General features: G+C 72.7%; 16 protein-coding genes. 11 read left to right on the plus strand and 5 right to left on the minus strand.

Features of this window, described 5'->3' with window-relative positions; genetic code table 11:
- Positions 1 to 115: 115 nt before the first annotated feature.
- Positions 116 to 973, plus strand: coding sequence for a helix-turn-helix transcriptional regulator (locus IE247_RS15665; RefSeq protein WP_190123722.1), 858 nt, complete (start codon positions 116 to 118; stop codon positions 971 to 973).
- A 69-nt stretch (positions 974 to 1042) separates the two neighbouring features.
- A complete protein-coding gene (locus IE247_RS15670) occupies positions 1043 to 2005 on the plus strand; it encodes an NADP-dependent oxidoreductase (protein WP_190123723.1) in 963 nt (320 codons plus the stop codon).
- A gap of 63 nt (positions 2006 to 2068) precedes the next feature.
- Here IE247_RS15670 and sepH read toward each other — a convergent pair whose 3' ends face one another.
- On the minus strand, positions 2069 to 3115 hold the full coding sequence (gene sepH / locus IE247_RS15675) for a septation protein SepH (protein ID WP_190123724.1): 1047 nt from the start codon (positions 3113 to 3115) through the stop codon (positions 2069 to 2071).
- A gap of 485 nt (positions 3116 to 3600) precedes the next feature.
- On the opposite strand from sepH, the gene IE247_RS15680 reads away from it, so the two are divergent.
- Positions 3601 to 4500, plus strand: a complete 900-nt coding sequence (locus tag IE247_RS15680; RefSeq protein ID WP_190123725.1) for a hypothetical protein — start codon at positions 3601 to 3603, stop codon at positions 4498 to 4500.
- Between the two features lie 6 nt (positions 4501 to 4506).
- On the opposite strand, the gene IE247_RS15685 is transcribed toward IE247_RS15680, so the two are convergent.
- Both IE247_RS15685 and IE247_RS15690 read right to left on the minus strand, forming a co-directional pair.
- Entirely contained in the window at positions 4507 to 5829 is a 1323-nt protein-coding gene (locus tag IE247_RS15685) for a D-arabinono-1,4-lactone oxidase (protein ID WP_190123726.1), read from the minus strand.
- Positions 5786 to 7036, minus strand: a complete 1251-nt coding sequence (locus tag IE247_RS15690) for an MFS transporter (protein WP_190123727.1) — start codon at positions 7034 to 7036, stop codon at positions 5786 to 5788. Before IE247_RS15690 ends, IE247_RS15685 begins: the two co-directional genes overlap by 44 nt.
- Before the next feature lie 201 nt (positions 7037 to 7237).
- Here IE247_RS15690 and IE247_RS15695 point away from each other — a divergent pair, with 201 nt between their 5' ends.
- Both IE247_RS15695 and IE247_RS15700 read left to right on the plus strand, forming a co-directional pair.
- Positions 7238 to 8365 carry a ferrochelatase gene (locus IE247_RS15695; protein ID WP_190123728.1) on the plus strand — a complete coding sequence of 376 codons (1128 nt, stop codon included), beginning with the start codon at positions 7238 to 7240 and terminating at the stop codon, positions 8363 to 8365.
- A gap of 9 nt (positions 8366 to 8374) precedes the next feature.
- Positions 8375 to 9199 carry an inositol monophosphatase family protein gene (locus tag IE247_RS15700; RefSeq protein ID WP_190123729.1) on the plus strand — a complete coding sequence of 275 codons (825 nt, stop codon included), beginning with the start codon at positions 8375 to 8377 and terminating at the stop codon, positions 9197 to 9199.
- Between the two features lie 359 nt (positions 9200 to 9558).
- On the opposite strand, the gene IE247_RS15705 is transcribed toward IE247_RS15700, so the two are convergent.
- Positions 9559 to 9726: a hypothetical protein gene (locus IE247_RS15705; protein ID WP_190123730.1), complete on the minus strand. Its 168-nt coding sequence runs from the start codon at positions 9724 to 9726 to the stop codon at positions 9559 to 9561.
- A gap of 330 nt (positions 9727 to 10056) precedes the next feature.
- On the opposite strand from IE247_RS15705, the gene IE247_RS15710 reads away from it, so the two are divergent.
- The 4 genes from IE247_RS15710 (at position 10057) to IE247_RS15725 (ending at position 13658) form a co-directional block, all read left to right on the plus strand.
- Entirely contained in the window at positions 10057 to 10710 is a 654-nt protein-coding gene (locus IE247_RS15710) for a response regulator transcription factor (RefSeq protein WP_190123731.1), read from the plus strand.
- Between the two features lie 4 nt (positions 10711 to 10714).
- Complete coding sequence (locus IE247_RS15715; protein ID WP_190123732.1) at positions 10715 to 11953, plus strand: sensor histidine kinase; 1239 nt, start codon at positions 10715 to 10717, stop codon at positions 11951 to 11953.
- Positions 11954 to 12352: 399 nt separating this feature from the next.
- The gene (locus IE247_RS15720; RefSeq protein WP_005310959.1) at positions 12353 to 12649 is read left to right on the plus strand and encodes a DUF4193 domain-containing protein; all 297 of its coding nucleotides are present in this window, start codon (positions 12353 to 12355) and stop codon (positions 12647 to 12649) included.
- Positions 12650 to 12662: 13 nt separating this feature from the next.
- Positions 12663 to 13658 (plus strand): hypothetical protein, encoded by a 996-nt coding sequence (locus IE247_RS15725; protein ID WP_190123733.1) that lies wholly within the window; start codon positions 12663 to 12665, stop codon positions 13656 to 13658.
- 150 nt (positions 13659 to 13808) lie between these two features.
- On the opposite strand, the gene IE247_RS15730 is transcribed toward IE247_RS15725, so the two are convergent.
- Positions 13809 to 14255, minus strand: a complete 447-nt coding sequence (locus IE247_RS15730) for a DUF3093 domain-containing protein (RefSeq protein WP_190123734.1) — start codon at positions 14253 to 14255, stop codon at positions 13809 to 13811.
- Between the two features lie 112 nt (positions 14256 to 14367).
- Between IE247_RS15730 and IE247_RS15735 the strand changes: the two genes are divergently transcribed.
- Together IE247_RS15735 and dut are read left to right on the plus strand one after the other, a co-directional pair.
- Positions 14368 to 14976 carry a PaaI family thioesterase gene (locus tag IE247_RS15735; RefSeq protein WP_229869138.1) on the plus strand — a complete coding sequence of 203 codons (609 nt, stop codon included), beginning with the start codon at positions 14368 to 14370 and terminating at the stop codon, positions 14974 to 14976.
- Positions 14976 to 15491 carry a dUTP diphosphatase gene (dut, locus tag IE247_RS15740; RefSeq protein WP_190123736.1) on the plus strand — a complete coding sequence of 172 codons (516 nt, stop codon included), beginning with the start codon at positions 14976 to 14978 and terminating at the stop codon, positions 15489 to 15491. The genes IE247_RS15735 and dut overlap by 1 nt, the downstream gene beginning before the upstream one ends.

The raw sequence follows: 15491 nt of genomic DNA on the forward strand, positions 1-15491 counted from the left end.
CCCCGCCCCCCCCCCCCCGGGCGGGCCCCCCCCCCGCCGGGCGGCCCGCCGCGGCGCGCCCCCCCCCCCCCCCCCGGGGGGGGGCCGCCCCACCGCCGTTGTCTACCATGCCCCGATGGACACCTCCCGGCTTCCGCCCGCGGCCCGGCAGCGACGCGGCTCGGAGATACGCGCGTTCCTGCGCTCACGGCGGTCCCGGCTGACCCCCGCGGACGTGGGCCTGCCCGGAGGCGGCGGGCGGCGCACCCCGGGGCTGCGCCGCGAGGAGGTGGCCGTGCTCGCCGGGGTGGGGGTTTCCTGGTACACCTGGCTGGAACAGGGGCGTGCCATCAATGTGTCGGCGGGGGTGCTGGACGCCGTCGCACGGGTGCTGCGGCTGTCCCCGGCCGAGCGCGAGCATCTGTATCTGCTCGCCGGGCTCAATCCGCCGCAGACACCGGCGGCGGCCCGGCGGATCTCCCCCGAGCTGCGGCGGGTGATCGACGGCTGGCTGCCGCGCCCCGCCTATGTCATCGACCGGCACTGGAATCTGGTCGTGGTCAACCACGCCGCCCGTGTGGTCTTCGGGTACGGCGAGGACGGCGACAACTGCCTGGTGAGTTTCTTCCTCGATGTCCGCCATCGCTCCGCGCGGACCCACCGGGAGGAGGCGGCGCGGGCGATGGCCGGCCAGTTCCGGGCGGACGCCGCACGCTGTCCGGACGATCCGGAGTTCGGCCGGATGGCCGCCGAGCTGTGTTCCGTGAGTCCTGAATTCGCCGCCGCATGGGCCGCACACCCCGTCGGCAGCACCTCCCAGGGCGGCAAGGTCGTCGACCATCCCGAGGCCGGGGAGCTGGTCTTCGAGTACACCACGCTGCCATTGCCGGATCTGCCCGGTCATCGGCTGCTGCTGTACAACCCCGCGCCGGACAGCGGTACGGAGGCCCGGCTGACGGCGCTGCTGAGCGAGCGGCGGGGGATCGACGGCTGAGACTGGTGGTGCCGGACCCAGGTTCGGCCGGCACTGCCGGAGCCGTGCGGGGCGAACGAGGATCGCCCCATGAGCACAGTGACCAGAACCGTCGCCACGATGCGCGCCATCAGTCAGGACGTTCTCGGCGGACCCGAGGTGCTGAAAGAGGTGCGGTTGGACGTCCCGTCCCCCGGACCGAACGAACTGCTCGTCAGGGTCCACGCGGCCGGGCTCAATCCGACCGACTGGAAGCACCGGGCGAGCGGGGCGTTCCTCGGCGCGCCGCCGTTCGTCCTCGGCTGGGACGTCTCCGGAGTGGTCGAGGAGGTCGGGACCGGGGTCACCCTGTTCGGGCCGGGGGACGCCGTCTTCGGGATGCTGCCCCATCCGCACGGAGCCGGAGCCCACGCCGAGTACGTCACCGGGCCCGCACGGGCCTTCGCGCACAAACCCCGGCAGATCGACCATGTGCGGGCGGCGGCGCTGCCGCTGGCCGCGCTGACGGCCCGGCAGGCCCTGGTCGACACCGCCCGGTTACGGCCGGGGCAGCGGGTCCTGATCCACGCGGCGGCGGGCGGGGTCGGCCATCTCGCCGTGCAGATCGCCAAGGCCAGGGGGGCTCATGTGATCGGCACGGCGGGCGGGGAGAAGCACGAGTTCCTGCGCGGCCTGGGGGCCGACGAGGTGATCGACTATCGGAAGACCGATTTCGCCGAAGCAGTCGGCGAGGTGGACGTCGTACTGGATCCCGTCGGCGGCGACTACCGGGCCCGCTCGCTGCGCACCCTCCGCCGCGGCGGGGTGCTCGTCTCCCTCCAGCTCCACGGGAAGCGGGAACTCGCCGAGGAGGGGGCCCGGCTCGGGGTGCGGGCCGAGGTGATGATCGTCGAGGCCGACCGGGCCGGGATGGAGGCGATCGCGGACCTGGTCCGGACCGGCCGGCTGCGCCCGGCGATCGCCGGGGTGTTCCCGCTGGCCGAGGCCGCCGGGGCACACGCGCTGGGCGAGACCGGACGGACGGCCGGGAAGCTGGTGCTCGCCGTGCGGTGACAGGTGCCACCGCCGGTCGGCGTCGACGCCGACCGGCGGTTACCGGTCCCGGGTACTAGTCCGCTAGTCCTGCTTCTTGCGGCGGGTGCCGAAGACGATCTCGTCCCAGCTCGGCACGGCGGCGCGGCGGCCGGGGCGGACGCCGTCGGCCTCCGCCTGGCGGTCGGTGGTGCCGGTGAGGCGGTCGCGGTGGCCCGCGACGGAGCGGGGCATCAGGACGTCCGCGTAGGCGGAGCCCGCGCCGGCGGAGGCGGCCGGGGCGATCGGCTCTTCCTCCTCCGGCTCCTGGCCGTCCGGATCGTGGTCCTCGTCGCCCGGGGGCTCCGAGGAGGCCGGGCGCTCGGGGACGACCATGTCGCCGCGGAAGCTGGGCACCGCCTCCAGGAGGCTGGTGAGGGAGTCGCGCTCGCCCTCGTCCGGGGTCGCCGAAGGGGCGTTGGCGCTCGGGCGGTCGAGGGTGCGGTCCAGTGGCCGGTCTCTGGGCAGACGGGCGATCCGGGGCACGAACGGGAAGCTCGGCTCCTGGCCGGCGATGGTGTCGTCGGTCTCGCCGATCAGCGCGCGCGCCTCGTCGTCCACGGCCTTGACCAGCCGCCGGGGCGGATCGTAGGTCCAGCTCGCGGAGTGCGGCTCGCCCGCCACCCGGTAGACGAGCAGCACCTCCCAGGTGCCGTCGTCACGACGCCAGGAGTCCCACAGCAGGGTGTCCTTCTCCGCGCCGCGCAGCGTCAGCCGCTCGCGCACCGCGTCGCCGAGCTGGGGGCCCGTGTTCTCGCCGGGGCGGCGTACGGGGGTCTTGCGCGCCCGCTCCGCCATGAACGCCCGCTCGGCGAGCACCGGTCCCTCGAAGCGGCGCACCCGCTCGACCGGGATCCCGGCGAGCTGTGCGACTTCTTCGGCGGAGGCTCCGGCTCGTATCCGCGCCTGGATGTCCCGGGGGCGGAGATGGCTCTCGACCTCGATCTCGATCTGGCCGAGACGGGCACGGTCGTTGCGCACGGCGGCGCGCAGCCGCTCGTCGATGGGGAGGGTGTACTCCGTGCTGTCGGCAGCCTTGAGCACCAGTCGTGTGCCGTCGTTGGAGACGGCCACGACACGCAGTTCGGGCATGGGGACCTCCCGGGTGGTGCCTGCCGACGTCACCTGTCGCGTCGCTGCTTCCGCTAGTCGAGTGTGGCCTGCCCGGGTGCAGCCTGCCACAACCTTGCCGATTTGCCCGGCGTGTCGGGCACATGCCCATGAACGCCGTTATGGCAAGGTTACCCGTTTGCCACCGAGAGTGACCAATCGACCACCCTCGGTGCGGATTTCCCAGCGATATCGCGACGCCGCCGGTTCGAGCGCCACGTTCGGCCCCCTCCCCGAATCAGGGCACCCAAGAGGGAGTCCGGACCCAGGGCTCGTCACAGTACTCCATTCGGGCCATCCGAGCGGACTGCCGCGCCGCGCGACTTCTCCCCGTGCGCGGCGGTTCACCGCCAGCAGCCGGATGCCGGGTGTCCTGATTCACAGAATCTCCCCAAAGGGAACTATTCACTTCTCCCATTTGTCCCTCATGGGTACGCAAGGGACAGAAGGGCAAGCAGGGACTGAAGATGCATCAGAGGTCGGAGACCGGAGCGGAAGAGAACGAAGAGCGGGCGCGGCGGCTGGATCTGAGCGTTCCACAGGTGGCCGGAAGCGCCCTGGCCGCCGTGGCGGCGGCGGTGCTCGCCTCCCGGCTGGGGGTCTACGGCACGATCATCGGCGCGGGCGTCGTCAGCGTCGTCGCCACCTGCGGCGGCTCGGTCTTCCAGCATCTGTTCAGCCGTACGGGCGAGCAGTTGCGCGCGGCTCCGGCGGGCGGGCGCGAGAAGTCCGGGGCGTCCCGGGCGTCCCGGGAGGCGGCACTCCCCCCGGCCCCCGGGTCCGACGGGGAGTTCGGCGCGGCCACCACCCACGGGAGCAGGGTCAGAGGGTGGAAGCGCCCGCTGATCGGCGCGGGCGTCGTCTTCGGCGTGGCCATGGCGAGCATCACCGGCTTCGAACTGGCCTCCGGCTCCGGGCTCGACGGAGGTACGGGCACCACCGTCGGCTCGGTCGTACGCGGCGGTCCCGGCGGGTCCGGCGGACCGGCCCCGGACGAGCGGCCCCCGAACTCACCGGACTCCTCCGGCTCTCCGGACGCCCCCGAGTCCCCCGAGTCCCCCGGCTCTCCCGGGGAGCGGCCCGGGGAGCGGCCGGACCCGTCGGGGAGCGGCGCTCCGGACGACGGATCCGGCCCGCCGGAGACACCCGTACCCGATCCGGAGCACCCGTCGACCGGCACGGAGAACGGCGCGGGGAACGGCGCGGGGAACGGCTCCGGGCCGACCGAGCCCTCCGAACCCACCGGCCCCACCGGCCCCACCCCGGGCGACGGCTCCGGGAGCGGGACCGCCGAGCCGTCGACCGGCCGGAGCCCGGCCCCCGTACCCACCTCCGCGCCGCGCGGCGGCGCGAGCACCGGGCCGTGAGCCGGCTCAGTCGCCGAGCACCCGCCGCAGATGGTCGTTGCCGAAGCGGCGCTCCGGGTCGATCCGGTCCCGTACGGAGAGGAACTCGCCGAACTTCGGGTACACCCCGGCGAGGTACTCCGCGTCCCGGGTGTGGAGCTTGCCCCAGTGCGGCCGGCCGCCGTGCGCGGTCATGATCCGCTCCACGGCGGTGAAGTACGCGCGGTGGGGCGTGCCCCGGTACAGATGGACGGCGATGTAGACGCTGTCGCGGCCGTACGCCGTGGAGAGCGGGATGTCGTCGGCCGGGGCGGTGCGCACCTCCACCGGGAAGCCGATCTTCAGCGGGGAGCGCTCGATCATCGCCCTCACCTCGCGCAGCGCCGTCATGGCGGCGGCCCTGGGCAGCGCGTACTCCATCTCCACGAAGCGCACCCGGCGCGGCGAGGTGAAGACCTTGTAGGGGATGTCGGTGTAGGAACGGGCGGTCAGCGCCCGCCCGGCGAGACGGGCGAGGGCGGGGACGGTCGCCGGGACGGCCCGGCCCAGGGAACTGGCGACCTGGAAGAGACCGTTGGAGACCAGTTCCCGTTCGACCCAGTCGGCGATCGCGCCGGGCGGCTCGGCGGGACCCGCGGAGCGGTTGTTCCGCTTGGTGGCGCAGTGGCCGGTGTGCGGGAACCAGAAGAACTCGAAGTGCTCGTTCTCCGTGTGCAGGGCCTCGAACTCCGCGGCGACCCGGTCGAAGGGCATCGGCTCCTCGCGCGCCCGCAGCAGGAAGAGCGGTTCGACGGCGAAGGTGACGGCGGTGATGACGCCGAGCGCGCCGAGTCCGAGCCGGGCCGCCGCGAAGATCTCCGGGTTCTCCCCCGGTGAGCAGGTCAGCAGCGAGCCGTCGGCGGCGACCAGTTCCACTTCGGTGATCTGCGCGGAGAGTGAGGCCGATTCCCGGCCCGTGCCGTGGGTGCCGGTGCTGATGGCCCCGGCGGCCGTCTGCGCCATGATGTCGCCCATGTTGGCGAGGGAGAGCCCCTCGCGGGCGAGGACGGTGTTCAGCCGCTTCAGCGGGGTGCCGGACTCGACGGTCACGGTCATCGCGGCGCGGTCCACACGGCGGATGCCGGTGAGGAGATCGGGCCGGATCAGCAGCCCGTCGGCGGCGGCGAGCGCGGTGAAGGAGTGTCCGGTGCCCACCGTCCGCACCCGCAGCCCGTCCTCGGCCGCCCGCCGCACCGCGTCCACGACCTCGTCGGCCGAGGCCGGTGAGATCTCCCGGACGGGCCGGGCGGTGACGTTGCCTGCCCAGTTACGCCATATTCGTGCCGTCCCGCTCTCCCCGACCCCGCTCATCGTCCCGCAGTCCCTCCCGTTTCGGCGCCGGCCCGGTCAGCCGGCGGTACCCCAGGAACGCCACTCCCACGGCGATCGCGCCCGCCGCTCCGGGCACCGCGTAGGCCGCCCCGGCCCCGGCGGCGTCGACCGCCCGGCCCCCGGCCGAGAAGCCGAGCGCCACACCGACCGCGAGCCCGGTGCTGACCCAGGTCATGCCCTCGGTCAGCCCCGAGCGCGGCACATGCCGCTCGACGAGGGCCATCGTGGTCACCATCGTGGGCGCGATGGCCAGTCCCGCGAAGAGGAGCACCAGGGCCAGGACGGTGAGGTTCCCGGCCAGTTGGAGGGGGATCATACTCACGGCCGTCGCGCTCACTCCCAGCAGCCACCGCCGGGCCGCCGGGCCCTTGGGGCGGAGCAGCCCGAAGACGACGGCGGCGGCGCAGGAGCCGAGCGCGTAGAGCGCGAGCAGCGGTCCGGCCATGGCCGGACTCCCGTGCTCCTCGGCGAAGGCGATGGTGACGACGTCGACCGCGCCGAAGACCGTGCCGGTGGCGACGGAGGCCGCCACCAGGACCTGGAGTCCCGGGGAGCGCAGCGCCGAACGGCCGCCGTGGTGTTCGCGGGGGTGGACCGGCGGTTCGGTGTCGCGCTGGGCGGTCAGCCAGAAGACTCCGGCGAGCAGCAGGACGACGGCGAGCAGTGGTCCGGCGGCGGGGAACCAGGCGGTGGAGAGCCCGATCGCGAGGGTCGGGCCGCAGATGAAGCACAGCTCGTCGACGACCGATTCCCAGGAGTACGCGGTGTGCAGCTCGTGCGGGGAGTCCCGGTGGACCTCGGCCCAGCGGGCCCGGACCATCGAGCCGACGCTCGGTACGCAGCCGGCGGTGGCGGTGAAGAGGAAGAGCGTCCAGACGGGCGCGCCCTCGGTGGCGCAGATCAGCAGCCCGGCGACGGAGACCGCGGCGACGAGGGCGGCCGGGCGCAGCACCCTGGCCTGGCCGTGCCGGTCGACCAGCCGGGATATTCGGGGGCCGAGCACCGCGGTCGAGAGGGCGACCGTGGCGGAGAGCGCGCCGGCCGTTCCGTAGCCGCCGGTGAGCTGGGAGACCATTGTCACGATGCCGATGCCCATCATCGCCAGCGGCATGCGTCCGAGGAGTCCGGCGGCGGAGAACCGGATGCTGCCGGGCGTCTCGAAGAGGGCGCGGTAGGGGCTGGCCAAGGAGAACTCCGGTAAGCAGTATGAATGGCATTCGCAGATTACGCCCGGGGCGTCGCCGCGCACACCCGGGGTCCCGGGGGCGGGACCCCGGGGTCCCGGGGGCGGGCATCGCGGTACGGGAAGGGGCGCGCGGCCGGTTTCCACCGCCGGGACGGCGGGTGGGTGGTCGCGGTGTCGGCGGCGGGTGGCAGGATCGGAGTCATGTCCGATGCGCACGACCCCACCCCCTACGACGCCCTGCTGCTGCTCTCGTTCGGCGGCCCCGAGGGCCCGGACGACGTCGTCCCGTTCCTGGAGAATGTGACGCGCGGCCGGGGCATCCCCAAGGAGCGGCTCAAGGAGGTGGGGCAGCACTACTTCCTGTTCGGCGGGGTCAGCCCCATCAATGAGCAGAACCGCGCCCTGCTGGCCGCCCTGCGCGCGGACTTCGCGGCGCACGGCCTCGATCTGCCGGTCCACTGGGGCAACCGGAACTGGGCCCCGTATCTGACCGATGTGCTGCGCGAGATGACGCTGGCCGGTCACCGCCGGATCGCGGTCCTCGCCACCAGCGCGTACGCCTCGTACTCGGGCTGCCGCCAGTACCGCGAGAATCTGGCGGACTCGCTGGCGGCGCTGGCGGCCGAGGGGCTTGAGCCGCCCCGGGTCGACAAGCTGCGGCACTACTTCAACCATCCGGGCTTCGTACGCCCGATGGTGGACGGCGTGCTGGCGTCACTGGCGGAGCTGGACAAGGAGATCCGCGACGAGGCCCATTTCGCCTTCACCACGCACTCCATCCCCACCGCTTCGGCGGACTCCTCCGGGCCGGTGCCGGAGCACGGCGACGGCGGCGCGTATGTGCGCCAGCACCTGGAGGCGGCCCGGCTGATCGTGGACGCGGTGCGCGAGGAGACGGGCGTGGAGCACCCCTGGCGGCTGGTCTACCAGTCGCGCAGCGGGGCCCCGCACATCCCCTGGCTGGAGCCGGACATCTGCGATCACCTGGAGGAGCTGCGCTCCGCCGGGGCGCCGGCGGCGGTGATGATCCCCATCGGGTTCGTCTCGGACCACATGGAGGTGCTGTACGACCTGGACACGGAGGCCGCCGCCAAGGCCGCCGAGCTGGGTCTTCCGGTGCGCCGCTCGGCGACGGTGGGCGCGGATCCCCGGTTCGCGGCGACCGTGCGCGAACTGCTGCTGGAGCGGGCGGCCACCGAGCGCGGCGCGGCCGTGGAGCGCTGCGCCCTGGGGGCGCTCGGCCCCTCGCACGATCTCTGTCCGGTCGGCTGCTGTCCGGCCCGCGCGCCCCGGCCCGCCGCCGCGGGCGCCGACAGTCCCCGTCTGTGAGGAGCCGCCATGACCGGCGTCAGTGACAGTCTGCTCTCCGAACTGCTCGATCTCGGCCTGGAGGCCGCCGCCCGGGCGGGCGCGCTGCTCCGGGACGGCCGCCCCGACGATCTGGAGGTCGCGGCCACCAAGTCCAGCCCCATCGACGTCGTCACCGAGATGGACCTCGCCGCCGAGAAGCTGATCACGGGCTTTCTCGCCGAGCACCGGCCCCACGACGGCTTCCTCGGCGAGGAGGGCGCTTCCAGCCCGGGCACCAGCGGGGTCCGCTGGGTCGTCGACCCGCTCGACGGCACGGTGAACTATCTCTACGCCCTGCCGACCTGGGCGGTCTCCATCGCCGCCGAGTACGAGGGCGAGACCGTCGTGGGGGTGGTCGAGGTGCCGATGCGCGGCGAGAGCTTCCGCGCGGTGCTCGGCGGCGGCGCGTACGCCGCCGGGGGCGGTGCCGACGACCGGGCGCTGCGCTGCCGTCCGGCGGCCCCGCTGGACCAGGCCCTGGTCTCCACCGGTTTCAACTATGTCCAGGCCGTGCGCGCGCATCAGGCCGATGTCGCCCGGCGGCTGATCCCCCGGGTGCGGGACATCCGGCGCGGCGGATCGGCGGCGGTCGATCTGTGCGATGTCGCGGCGGGCCGCCTCGACGGCTACTACGAGCGCGGGCTGCACCCCTGGGACCTGGCGGCGGGCGATCTGATCGCGCGGGAGGCGGGGGCGCTGACGGGCGGCCGGCCCGGCGGGAAGCCCTCGTACGACCTCACGGTGGCGGCGAGCCCCGGGGTCTTCGCGCCCCTCGGTGAGCTGCTGGAGGAGCTGGGCGCCTGGCACGACTGACCGGGCCCGCCGTCCGGGCTCCGGGCGGCGGACCGGGGCGTCCGCGGCCCGGACGGACACGGACGGACACGGACGGACACGGACGGACACGGACGGACCCCGGCGCGACGATCCGCGCCGGGGTCCTTCGAGTGATCCACGACCGCGCTCCGCCACCGGGTCCGGGCCGTGGGCGGCCGTGCTCTGTGCGTTCGGATGCGGGGTCGTACGGGATTCGGGCCGGATCCGCGGCCCGGATCCGCGGTTCGTTCGGATCGGGCCGGATCGGCGGCCGGGGTCTGTCGTACGGGGTATGTCGTACGGGGCCGGGGGTGTGTCGTGCGGATTCGGGCCGGACGGGCGGTCGCCGGGGAGTCTCCCTAGGCGGCCCTGACCTCCACGCCGTGCTCGGCGGCCAGGCGGTGCAGATCGTCCAGCTCGGCCTGCTCGACGTCCGCGAGGAAGTCGTCGCCCGTCTCACGGGCCAGCGTGAGGTCGGTCTCGGCGGCCTTGATCCGCTGAAGCAGTCCTGCGGTGAATGCGTCCATGTGCGCCCCCTCGTCGTGGGTCGGTGGCACGGGGGTGTGCCGGGGCTCCCCTGCCGCGACAGGGGACGGGCGATCACTGATGGCACGGTTCTGGAGGTGTGCCACTACGGGGCGTGATCGCGGGTGTCTTCTCGTCCTCCCCCGGCCTTCCCGCCGAGAAACCTCAACTGGCCCGGAATTCAGGCCGATTCCCCGGACGGCGGGCGGGCCGCCGCGAGCGCCCACCGCCTTACAGCCGGTTTACGCGCGTAACGGGCAGGATGGACACGCACACCCGTGCGTAAACCTGCCCTGATCATGGCTGACGGGCCCGGAGGAAGGAATCCAGACGTGCGCGTACTCGTCGTCGAGGACGAGCAGCTGCTCGCCGATGCGGTGGCCACCGGACTGCGCCGGGAGGCCATGGCCGTCGACGTCGTGTACGACGGAGCGGCGGCCCTGGAGCGGATCGGCGTCAACGACTACGACGTGGTCGTCCTGGACCGCGACCTCCCGCTCGTCCACGGCGACGATGTGTGCCGCAAGGTCGTGGAGCTGGGCATGCCGACCCGGGTGCTGATGCTGACCGCGTCCGGCGATGTCAGCGACCGCGTCGAGGGCCTGGAGCTGGGGGCGGACGACTATCTGCCCAAGCCCTTCGCCTTCACCGAGCTGATCGCCCGGGTGCGGGCGCTCGGGCGGCGCACCACCGTCCCGCTGCCGCCGGTCCTGGAGCGCGCCGGGATCAAGCTCGACCCCAACCGCCGGGAGGTCTTCCGCGACGGCCGGGAGATCCAGCTCGCGCCCAAGGAGTTCGCGGTCCTGGAGGTGCTGATGCGCAGCGAGGGCGCGGTCGTCTCGGCCGAGCAGCTGCTGGAGAAGGCCTGGGACGAGAACACCGACCCGTTCACCAATGTGGTGCGGGTGACCGTGATGACCCTGCGGCGCAAGCTCGGGGAGCCTCCCGTGATCGTCACCGTGCCCGGCTCCGGCTACCGGATCTGAGCGGATGGCCTCCGCTCCGGCGCCCCCCTCGGCGCCTCCGAAGCCGACCTGGGACCCGCGCGACCCCGTGCGGCCGCTGCTGCGGCCCACGATCCGGATAAGGCTGACGCTGCTGTACGGCGGCATGTTCCTGATCGCCGGGGTGCTGCTGCTGTCGATCATCTATCTGCTGGCCGCGCAGGCGCTCAGCTCCGGCACCTCGCTGCCCTTCAAGCTGCTCCCGGACAGCAAGATCCAGCGGACCAACGACTCCTGCCCGGCGCTCATCCGCGGGCTCTCGGCCGAGCAGGCCAACGCCGTGCTGTCCTCGTGCTTCGCGCACGAGCGGCAGGTGGCGCTGGACGATCTGCTGCGGCGGTCGCTCTTCGCCCTGCTGGGGCTGAGCATCATCGCCTTCGCCTTCGGCTACGCGATGGCGGGCCGGGTGCTGTCGCCGCTCGGCCGGATCACCCGCACCGCCCGCCAGGTGGCCGGTTCCGATCTCTCCCGCCGGATCGAGCTGGACGGGCCCGACGACGAGCTGAAGGAGCTGGCCGACACCTTCGACGAGATGCTGGACCGCCTCAGCCGGGCCTTCACCGCCCAGCAGCGGTTCGTGGCGAACGCCTCGCACGAGCTGCGCACCCCGCTGGCGATCAATCGCACCCTGCTGGAAGTGCATCTCTCCGATCCGGGCGCGCCCGTGGAGCTCCAGCAGCTGGGCAAGACGCTGCTGGCCACCAATGAGCGCAGCGAGCAGCTGGTGGAGGGCCTGCTGCTGCTCGCCCGCAGCGACAATCAGACCTTTGAGCGGAAGCCGGTGGATCTGGCCGAGGTCGCGAGCCGCGCGGTCGACCAGACCCGCGCGGAGGCGGAGGCCAAGGGCGTGGAGATCCTCGGGGAGCGGTCGCCGGCGGTGGTCCAGGGCAATGGGGTGCTGCTGGAGCGGATCGCGCTGAATCTGGTGCAGAACGCCGTGCGGTACAACATCGCCGAGGACGGCTGGGTGCGGGTGACCACGGAGACCCAGCACGGCCAGGCGGTGCTGGTGGTGTCGAACACCGGTCCGGTGGTTCCCGCGTATGAGATCGACAGCCTCTGGGAGCCGTTCCGGCGGCTCCGGGAGGACCGTACGGGCAGTGACAAGGGTGTGGGTCTCGGTCTTTCGATCGCCCGGTCGGTGGCCCGCGCCCACGGGGGACGTATCATCGCGGAGCCCCGTGAGGGGGGAGGGCTCGTGATGCGCGTCACGCTTCCCCTCTGAGACAGTGTTTCGACGGCAGCCAACCCGTTCGCTTTGGGCGGAATTTTCGGGACTCGTTCCCGGGTTATGGCTGTGTGATCGATCACAGAGGCGGCTTTCAGGCCATCTACTCTCCGTGATCAGGTCCCTTTCCGGAAAGCCGGTAAAAGTCCGGGTTTCCGGGTGCCAAGATGACGGGAAGTACACGGGGTGGCGCCCGTGAGCTGCGGCATTGGGATCGTGTACGGTCCCCATCGCCATCCAACCCGATCACCCTCGGGTCGATCCGGTTGGGTGTCGATTCAGTAACAGACCTTGATGTGAGGCAAAATCTCCGCCTCAGGTCGGGCACAAGTCCGGCCTCTCACGCGTTACGTGCGCTGGAGACACCCGCAACCACCCAGGAGGGGGAGAAGCGACATGGCAACGGATTACGACACCCCACGCAAGACCGACGACGACGTCGACTCCGACAGTCTTGAAGAGCTCAAGGCCCGGAGGAACGACAAGTCGACCTCGACCGTCGATGTCGACGAGTTCGAGGCCGCCGAGGGCATGGAGCTCCCCGGCGCGGACCTGTCCAACGAGGAGCTGGCCGTCCGGGTCCTGCCCAAGCAGGCGGACGAGTTCACGTGCATGAGCTGTTTCCTCGTGCACCACCGCAGCCAGCTGGCCCGCGAGAAGAACGGCCAGCCCATCTGCCGCGACTGCGACTGAGGTCCGGTCGGCCGTGGCAGACGAGACACCGATCAGGAAGCGGCGCTTCCGGCTCCAGAAGGCGTCGGAAGCGCACCAGGGCGGCACAGCACCGGCGGACGGCTCCACGCCCTCCGGCGGGCACTCCGCCGCCCTCCTGCCCCGTCGTGCGGGAGACGTCGAGCGTGGCCCCGAGGCCCCGTCCGGCGTCTTCCCGCACGAGGCCGCTCTTGAGACCCTCCCCCGGGAGACTCAGCAGGCCCTCGAAGCGCTGCCCGCCGAGGCGGGCGACGAGCCGGGGACGGCGACCAGGTTCCGGCGGCTCGCCGCCGTGCGCCAGGGCGTCATCCGGAGCGGCGAGGGCGCCAAGGCCGCGGTCGGCTATGTCGCCGACCGTGTCATCGAGAACGCGCCGCGTGTGCCGGTGCGCGATCTGGCGACCCTGCGCGCCCAATTCCCGGGGCTGAGCCCCGAGCAGCTCGCCGACAAGCTGGTCGCGGGCGCGGCCAACGCCACCGCCACCGTCGGCGCGGGCGTGGGAGCCGTCGCGATGCTGCCCGTACCGCCGGCGATGCCGGCCGAGCTGGCGGCGGAGATCACCGGTGTGGCGGCGATCGAGCTGAAGCTCATAGCCGAGCTGCACGAGGTCTACGGCCTGCGTCCCGAGGGCGGTCTCAAGGACCGCACCACCGCGTATCTGACCGCCTGGTCGGAAGAGCGCGGTGTCCAGGTGACCAAGCCGGGGACCTACAAGAACGCCGTGATGGCCAGCCGCGGCCTCAAGCACGAGCTGCGCCAGCAGATCATGAAGCGCATGATCCGCAATCTGCCGAACCTGATGCCGTTCATGGTCGGCGCGGCGGTCGGCGCGGTGATGAACCGGCGGGACACCCGCCATCTCGCGGACCGTGTCCGCAAGGATCTGCGAGCCCGGCAGACGCACTGGGACGCGCTCCCCTCGCTGCCGCCGCTGGAGCAGCCCGCCCAGCCTCTGGAGGGCCTGCCCAAGCGCCCCGAACTGGAGAGCTGACCCCAGAGGGGCTCCCAGGCTCCCAGAGCCCCGGAAGACCCCGGAAACCCCAAGGACCCCAAGAGCCCCGAGGCGACCCCACTGGCCGCGCGGGGCTCTCAGTGGCTCATGAGCCCCCTGGGGCCCCCTCGGCCCGTGAGCCCCTCAGCCTCAGCCCGCCAGCGCGGCGGCCAGGGCCTTCGGGTTCCGGGTCGACAGATAGACGTACGGGGTCGGGTCGGCCGGATCCGTGATCTCGACCCGTACCGCCGTCGGGATGTAGCTGCGCAGCAGCATGAAGGCGCGCGGGTCGGCCTTGTGGAAGCGCCAGGCCCTGGCCTCCTCCGCGTCCAGCTCCTCGGGCTCCCCCAGCGCCGTGAGCGGGATCCGCGCGTCGCCCACCACCAGCGAGCCGGCCACCACCCGGATCCGGGCCGAGCCGTACGAGCTGACCACGGCCGCGGCCAGCGCACCGGCCCCGACCAGTCCGCCGAGGGTCGCCACGGTGCCGATCGGGAAGGTGAGCAGGCCGCCCGAGAAGGCCACGAGAGCGCAGATGGCCCACCAGCTCCAGGGGGCGGTCAGTCGTTCGTCGTAGCGCGGGGTGGAAGGCTGCATGAGGCCAAGCTTGGCACGCGCCCCCGGCGGGCCGTCCGGGCGGGTGCGGTGCGCGGTCGAAGAGGCGGCTCGTCTGGGCCCGGCCGCCCGACCGCGGGTAAGGTCTGCGGCTGTGAGCACTGCGAATCCCCGGGGAACGAACCCCGCGTCCTCGGCCCTGACGCCTCCGCCGAGCGCCATACCGCCGGTACGTCACCCCGACGCGCCCGCCCCCGGCGAACTGCTCGGCGCGCACTACGAGGACTGCTTCGGCTGCGGCGGCGGCCAGCCCCACGGCCTGCACCTCCAGGCGCGCGCGGGCGAGGGTGTGAGCATCACCGCCGAGTTCACCGTGAAACCCGCCCACCAGGGCGCTCCGGGCCTCGCGCACGGCGGTGTGCTGACCTCCGCCCTGGACGAGACGCTGGGCTCGCTGAACTGGCTGCTGCGGACGATCGCGGTGACCGGCCGGCTGGAGACCGATTTCGTGCGGCCCGTGCCCGTGGACACCACGCTCTTCCTCCAGGCCGAGGTGGCGGCCGTGGCCGGGCGCAAGATCTACTCCACCGCCGTGGGCCGGATCGGCGGGCCCGACGGGCCGGTCGCCGTGCGCGCCCAGGCACTCTTCATCGAGGTCAAGGTCGATCACTTCATCGACAACGGCCGCCCGGAGGAGATCCGGGCGGCGATGGCCGATCCCGACCAGATCCGGCGCGTACGCGCCTTCGAGGTGAACCCCTGATGTCCCAGACGCCCGTCGACGTGCTGATCCGCCGGGTAGACCCGGAGGTGCCGCTTCCGGTCTATGCGCAGCCCGGTGACGCCGGTGCCGACCTGGTGACCCGCGAGGCCGCCGAGCTGGCTCCCGGGGAGCGCGCCGTGCTGCCCACCGGGGTCTCCATCGCGCTCCCCGACGGCTACGCCGCCTTCGTCCACCCGCGCTCCGGGCTCGCCGCCCGCTGCGGTGTGGCCCTGGTGAATGCCCCGGGGACGATTGATGCCGGGTACCGTGGGGAGATCAAGGTGATCGTGGTCAATCTCGACCCGCGCGAGACCGTGCGGTTCGAGAGGTTCGACCGCATTGCGCAACTGGTCGTCCAGCAGGTCGAGAAGGTGCGCTTCCACGAGGTGGCGGAACTTCCCGGCTCGGCGCGGGCCGAGGGCGGCTTCGGGTCCACCGGTGGTCACGCCGCCGTGGACGGCTCAACGGGTGGGAATAGATACGCTTCCGTCGTATCCGACCGGGAAGGACAGTGA

Origin of the sequence: Streptomyces inusitatus, assembly GCF_014651115.1 — a bacterium.
In the GTDB taxonomy this organism is placed as follows: domain Bacteria; phylum Actinomycetota; class Actinomycetes; order Streptomycetales; family Streptomycetaceae; genus Streptomyces; species Streptomyces amakusaensis.

What these genes read in the sequence shown, in the direction of transcription:
- IE247_RS15665 (WP_190123722.1), top strand. Translation starts at nt 116, where the DNA reads ATGGACACCTCCCGGCTTCCGCCCGCGGCCCGGCAGCGACGCGGCTCG.
- IE247_RS15670 (WP_190123723.1), top strand. Translation starts at nt 1,043, where the DNA reads ATGAGCACAGTGACCAGAACCGTCGCCACGATGCGCGCCATCAGTCAG.
- sepH (WP_190123724.1), bottom strand. Translation starts at nt 3,115, where the DNA reads ATGCCCGAACTGCGTGTCGTGGCCGTCTCCAACGACGGCACACGACTG.
- IE247_RS15680 (WP_190123725.1), top strand. Translation starts at nt 3,601, where the DNA reads ATGCATCAGAGGTCGGAGACCGGAGCGGAAGAGAACGAAGAGCGGGCG.
- IE247_RS15685 (WP_190123726.1), bottom strand. Translation starts at nt 5,829, where the DNA reads ATGAGCGGGGTCGGGGAGAGCGGGACGGCACGAATATGGCGTAACTGG.
- IE247_RS15695 (WP_190123728.1), top strand. Translation starts at nt 7,238, where the DNA reads ATGTCCGATGCGCACGACCCCACCCCCTACGACGCCCTGCTGCTGCTC.
- IE247_RS15700 (WP_190123729.1), top strand. Translation starts at nt 8,375, where the DNA reads ATGACCGGCGTCAGTGACAGTCTGCTCTCCGAACTGCTCGATCTCGGC.
- IE247_RS15705 (WP_190123730.1), bottom strand. Translation starts at nt 9,726, where the DNA reads ATGGACGCATTCACCGCAGGACTGCTTCAGCGGATCAAGGCCGCCGAG.
- IE247_RS15715 (WP_190123732.1), top strand. Translation starts at nt 10,715, where the DNA reads ATGGCCTCCGCTCCGGCGCCCCCCTCGGCGCCTCCGAAGCCGACCTGG.
- IE247_RS15720 (WP_005310959.1), top strand. Translation starts at nt 12,353, where the DNA reads ATGGCAACGGATTACGACACCCCACGCAAGACCGACGACGACGTCGAC.
- IE247_RS15730 (WP_190123734.1), bottom strand. Translation starts at nt 14,255, where the DNA reads ATGCAGCCTTCCACCCCGCGCTACGACGAACGACTGACCGCCCCCTGG.
- dut (WP_190123736.1), top strand. Translation starts at nt 14,976, where the DNA reads ATGTCCCAGACGCCCGTCGACGTGCTGATCCGCCGGGTAGACCCGGAG.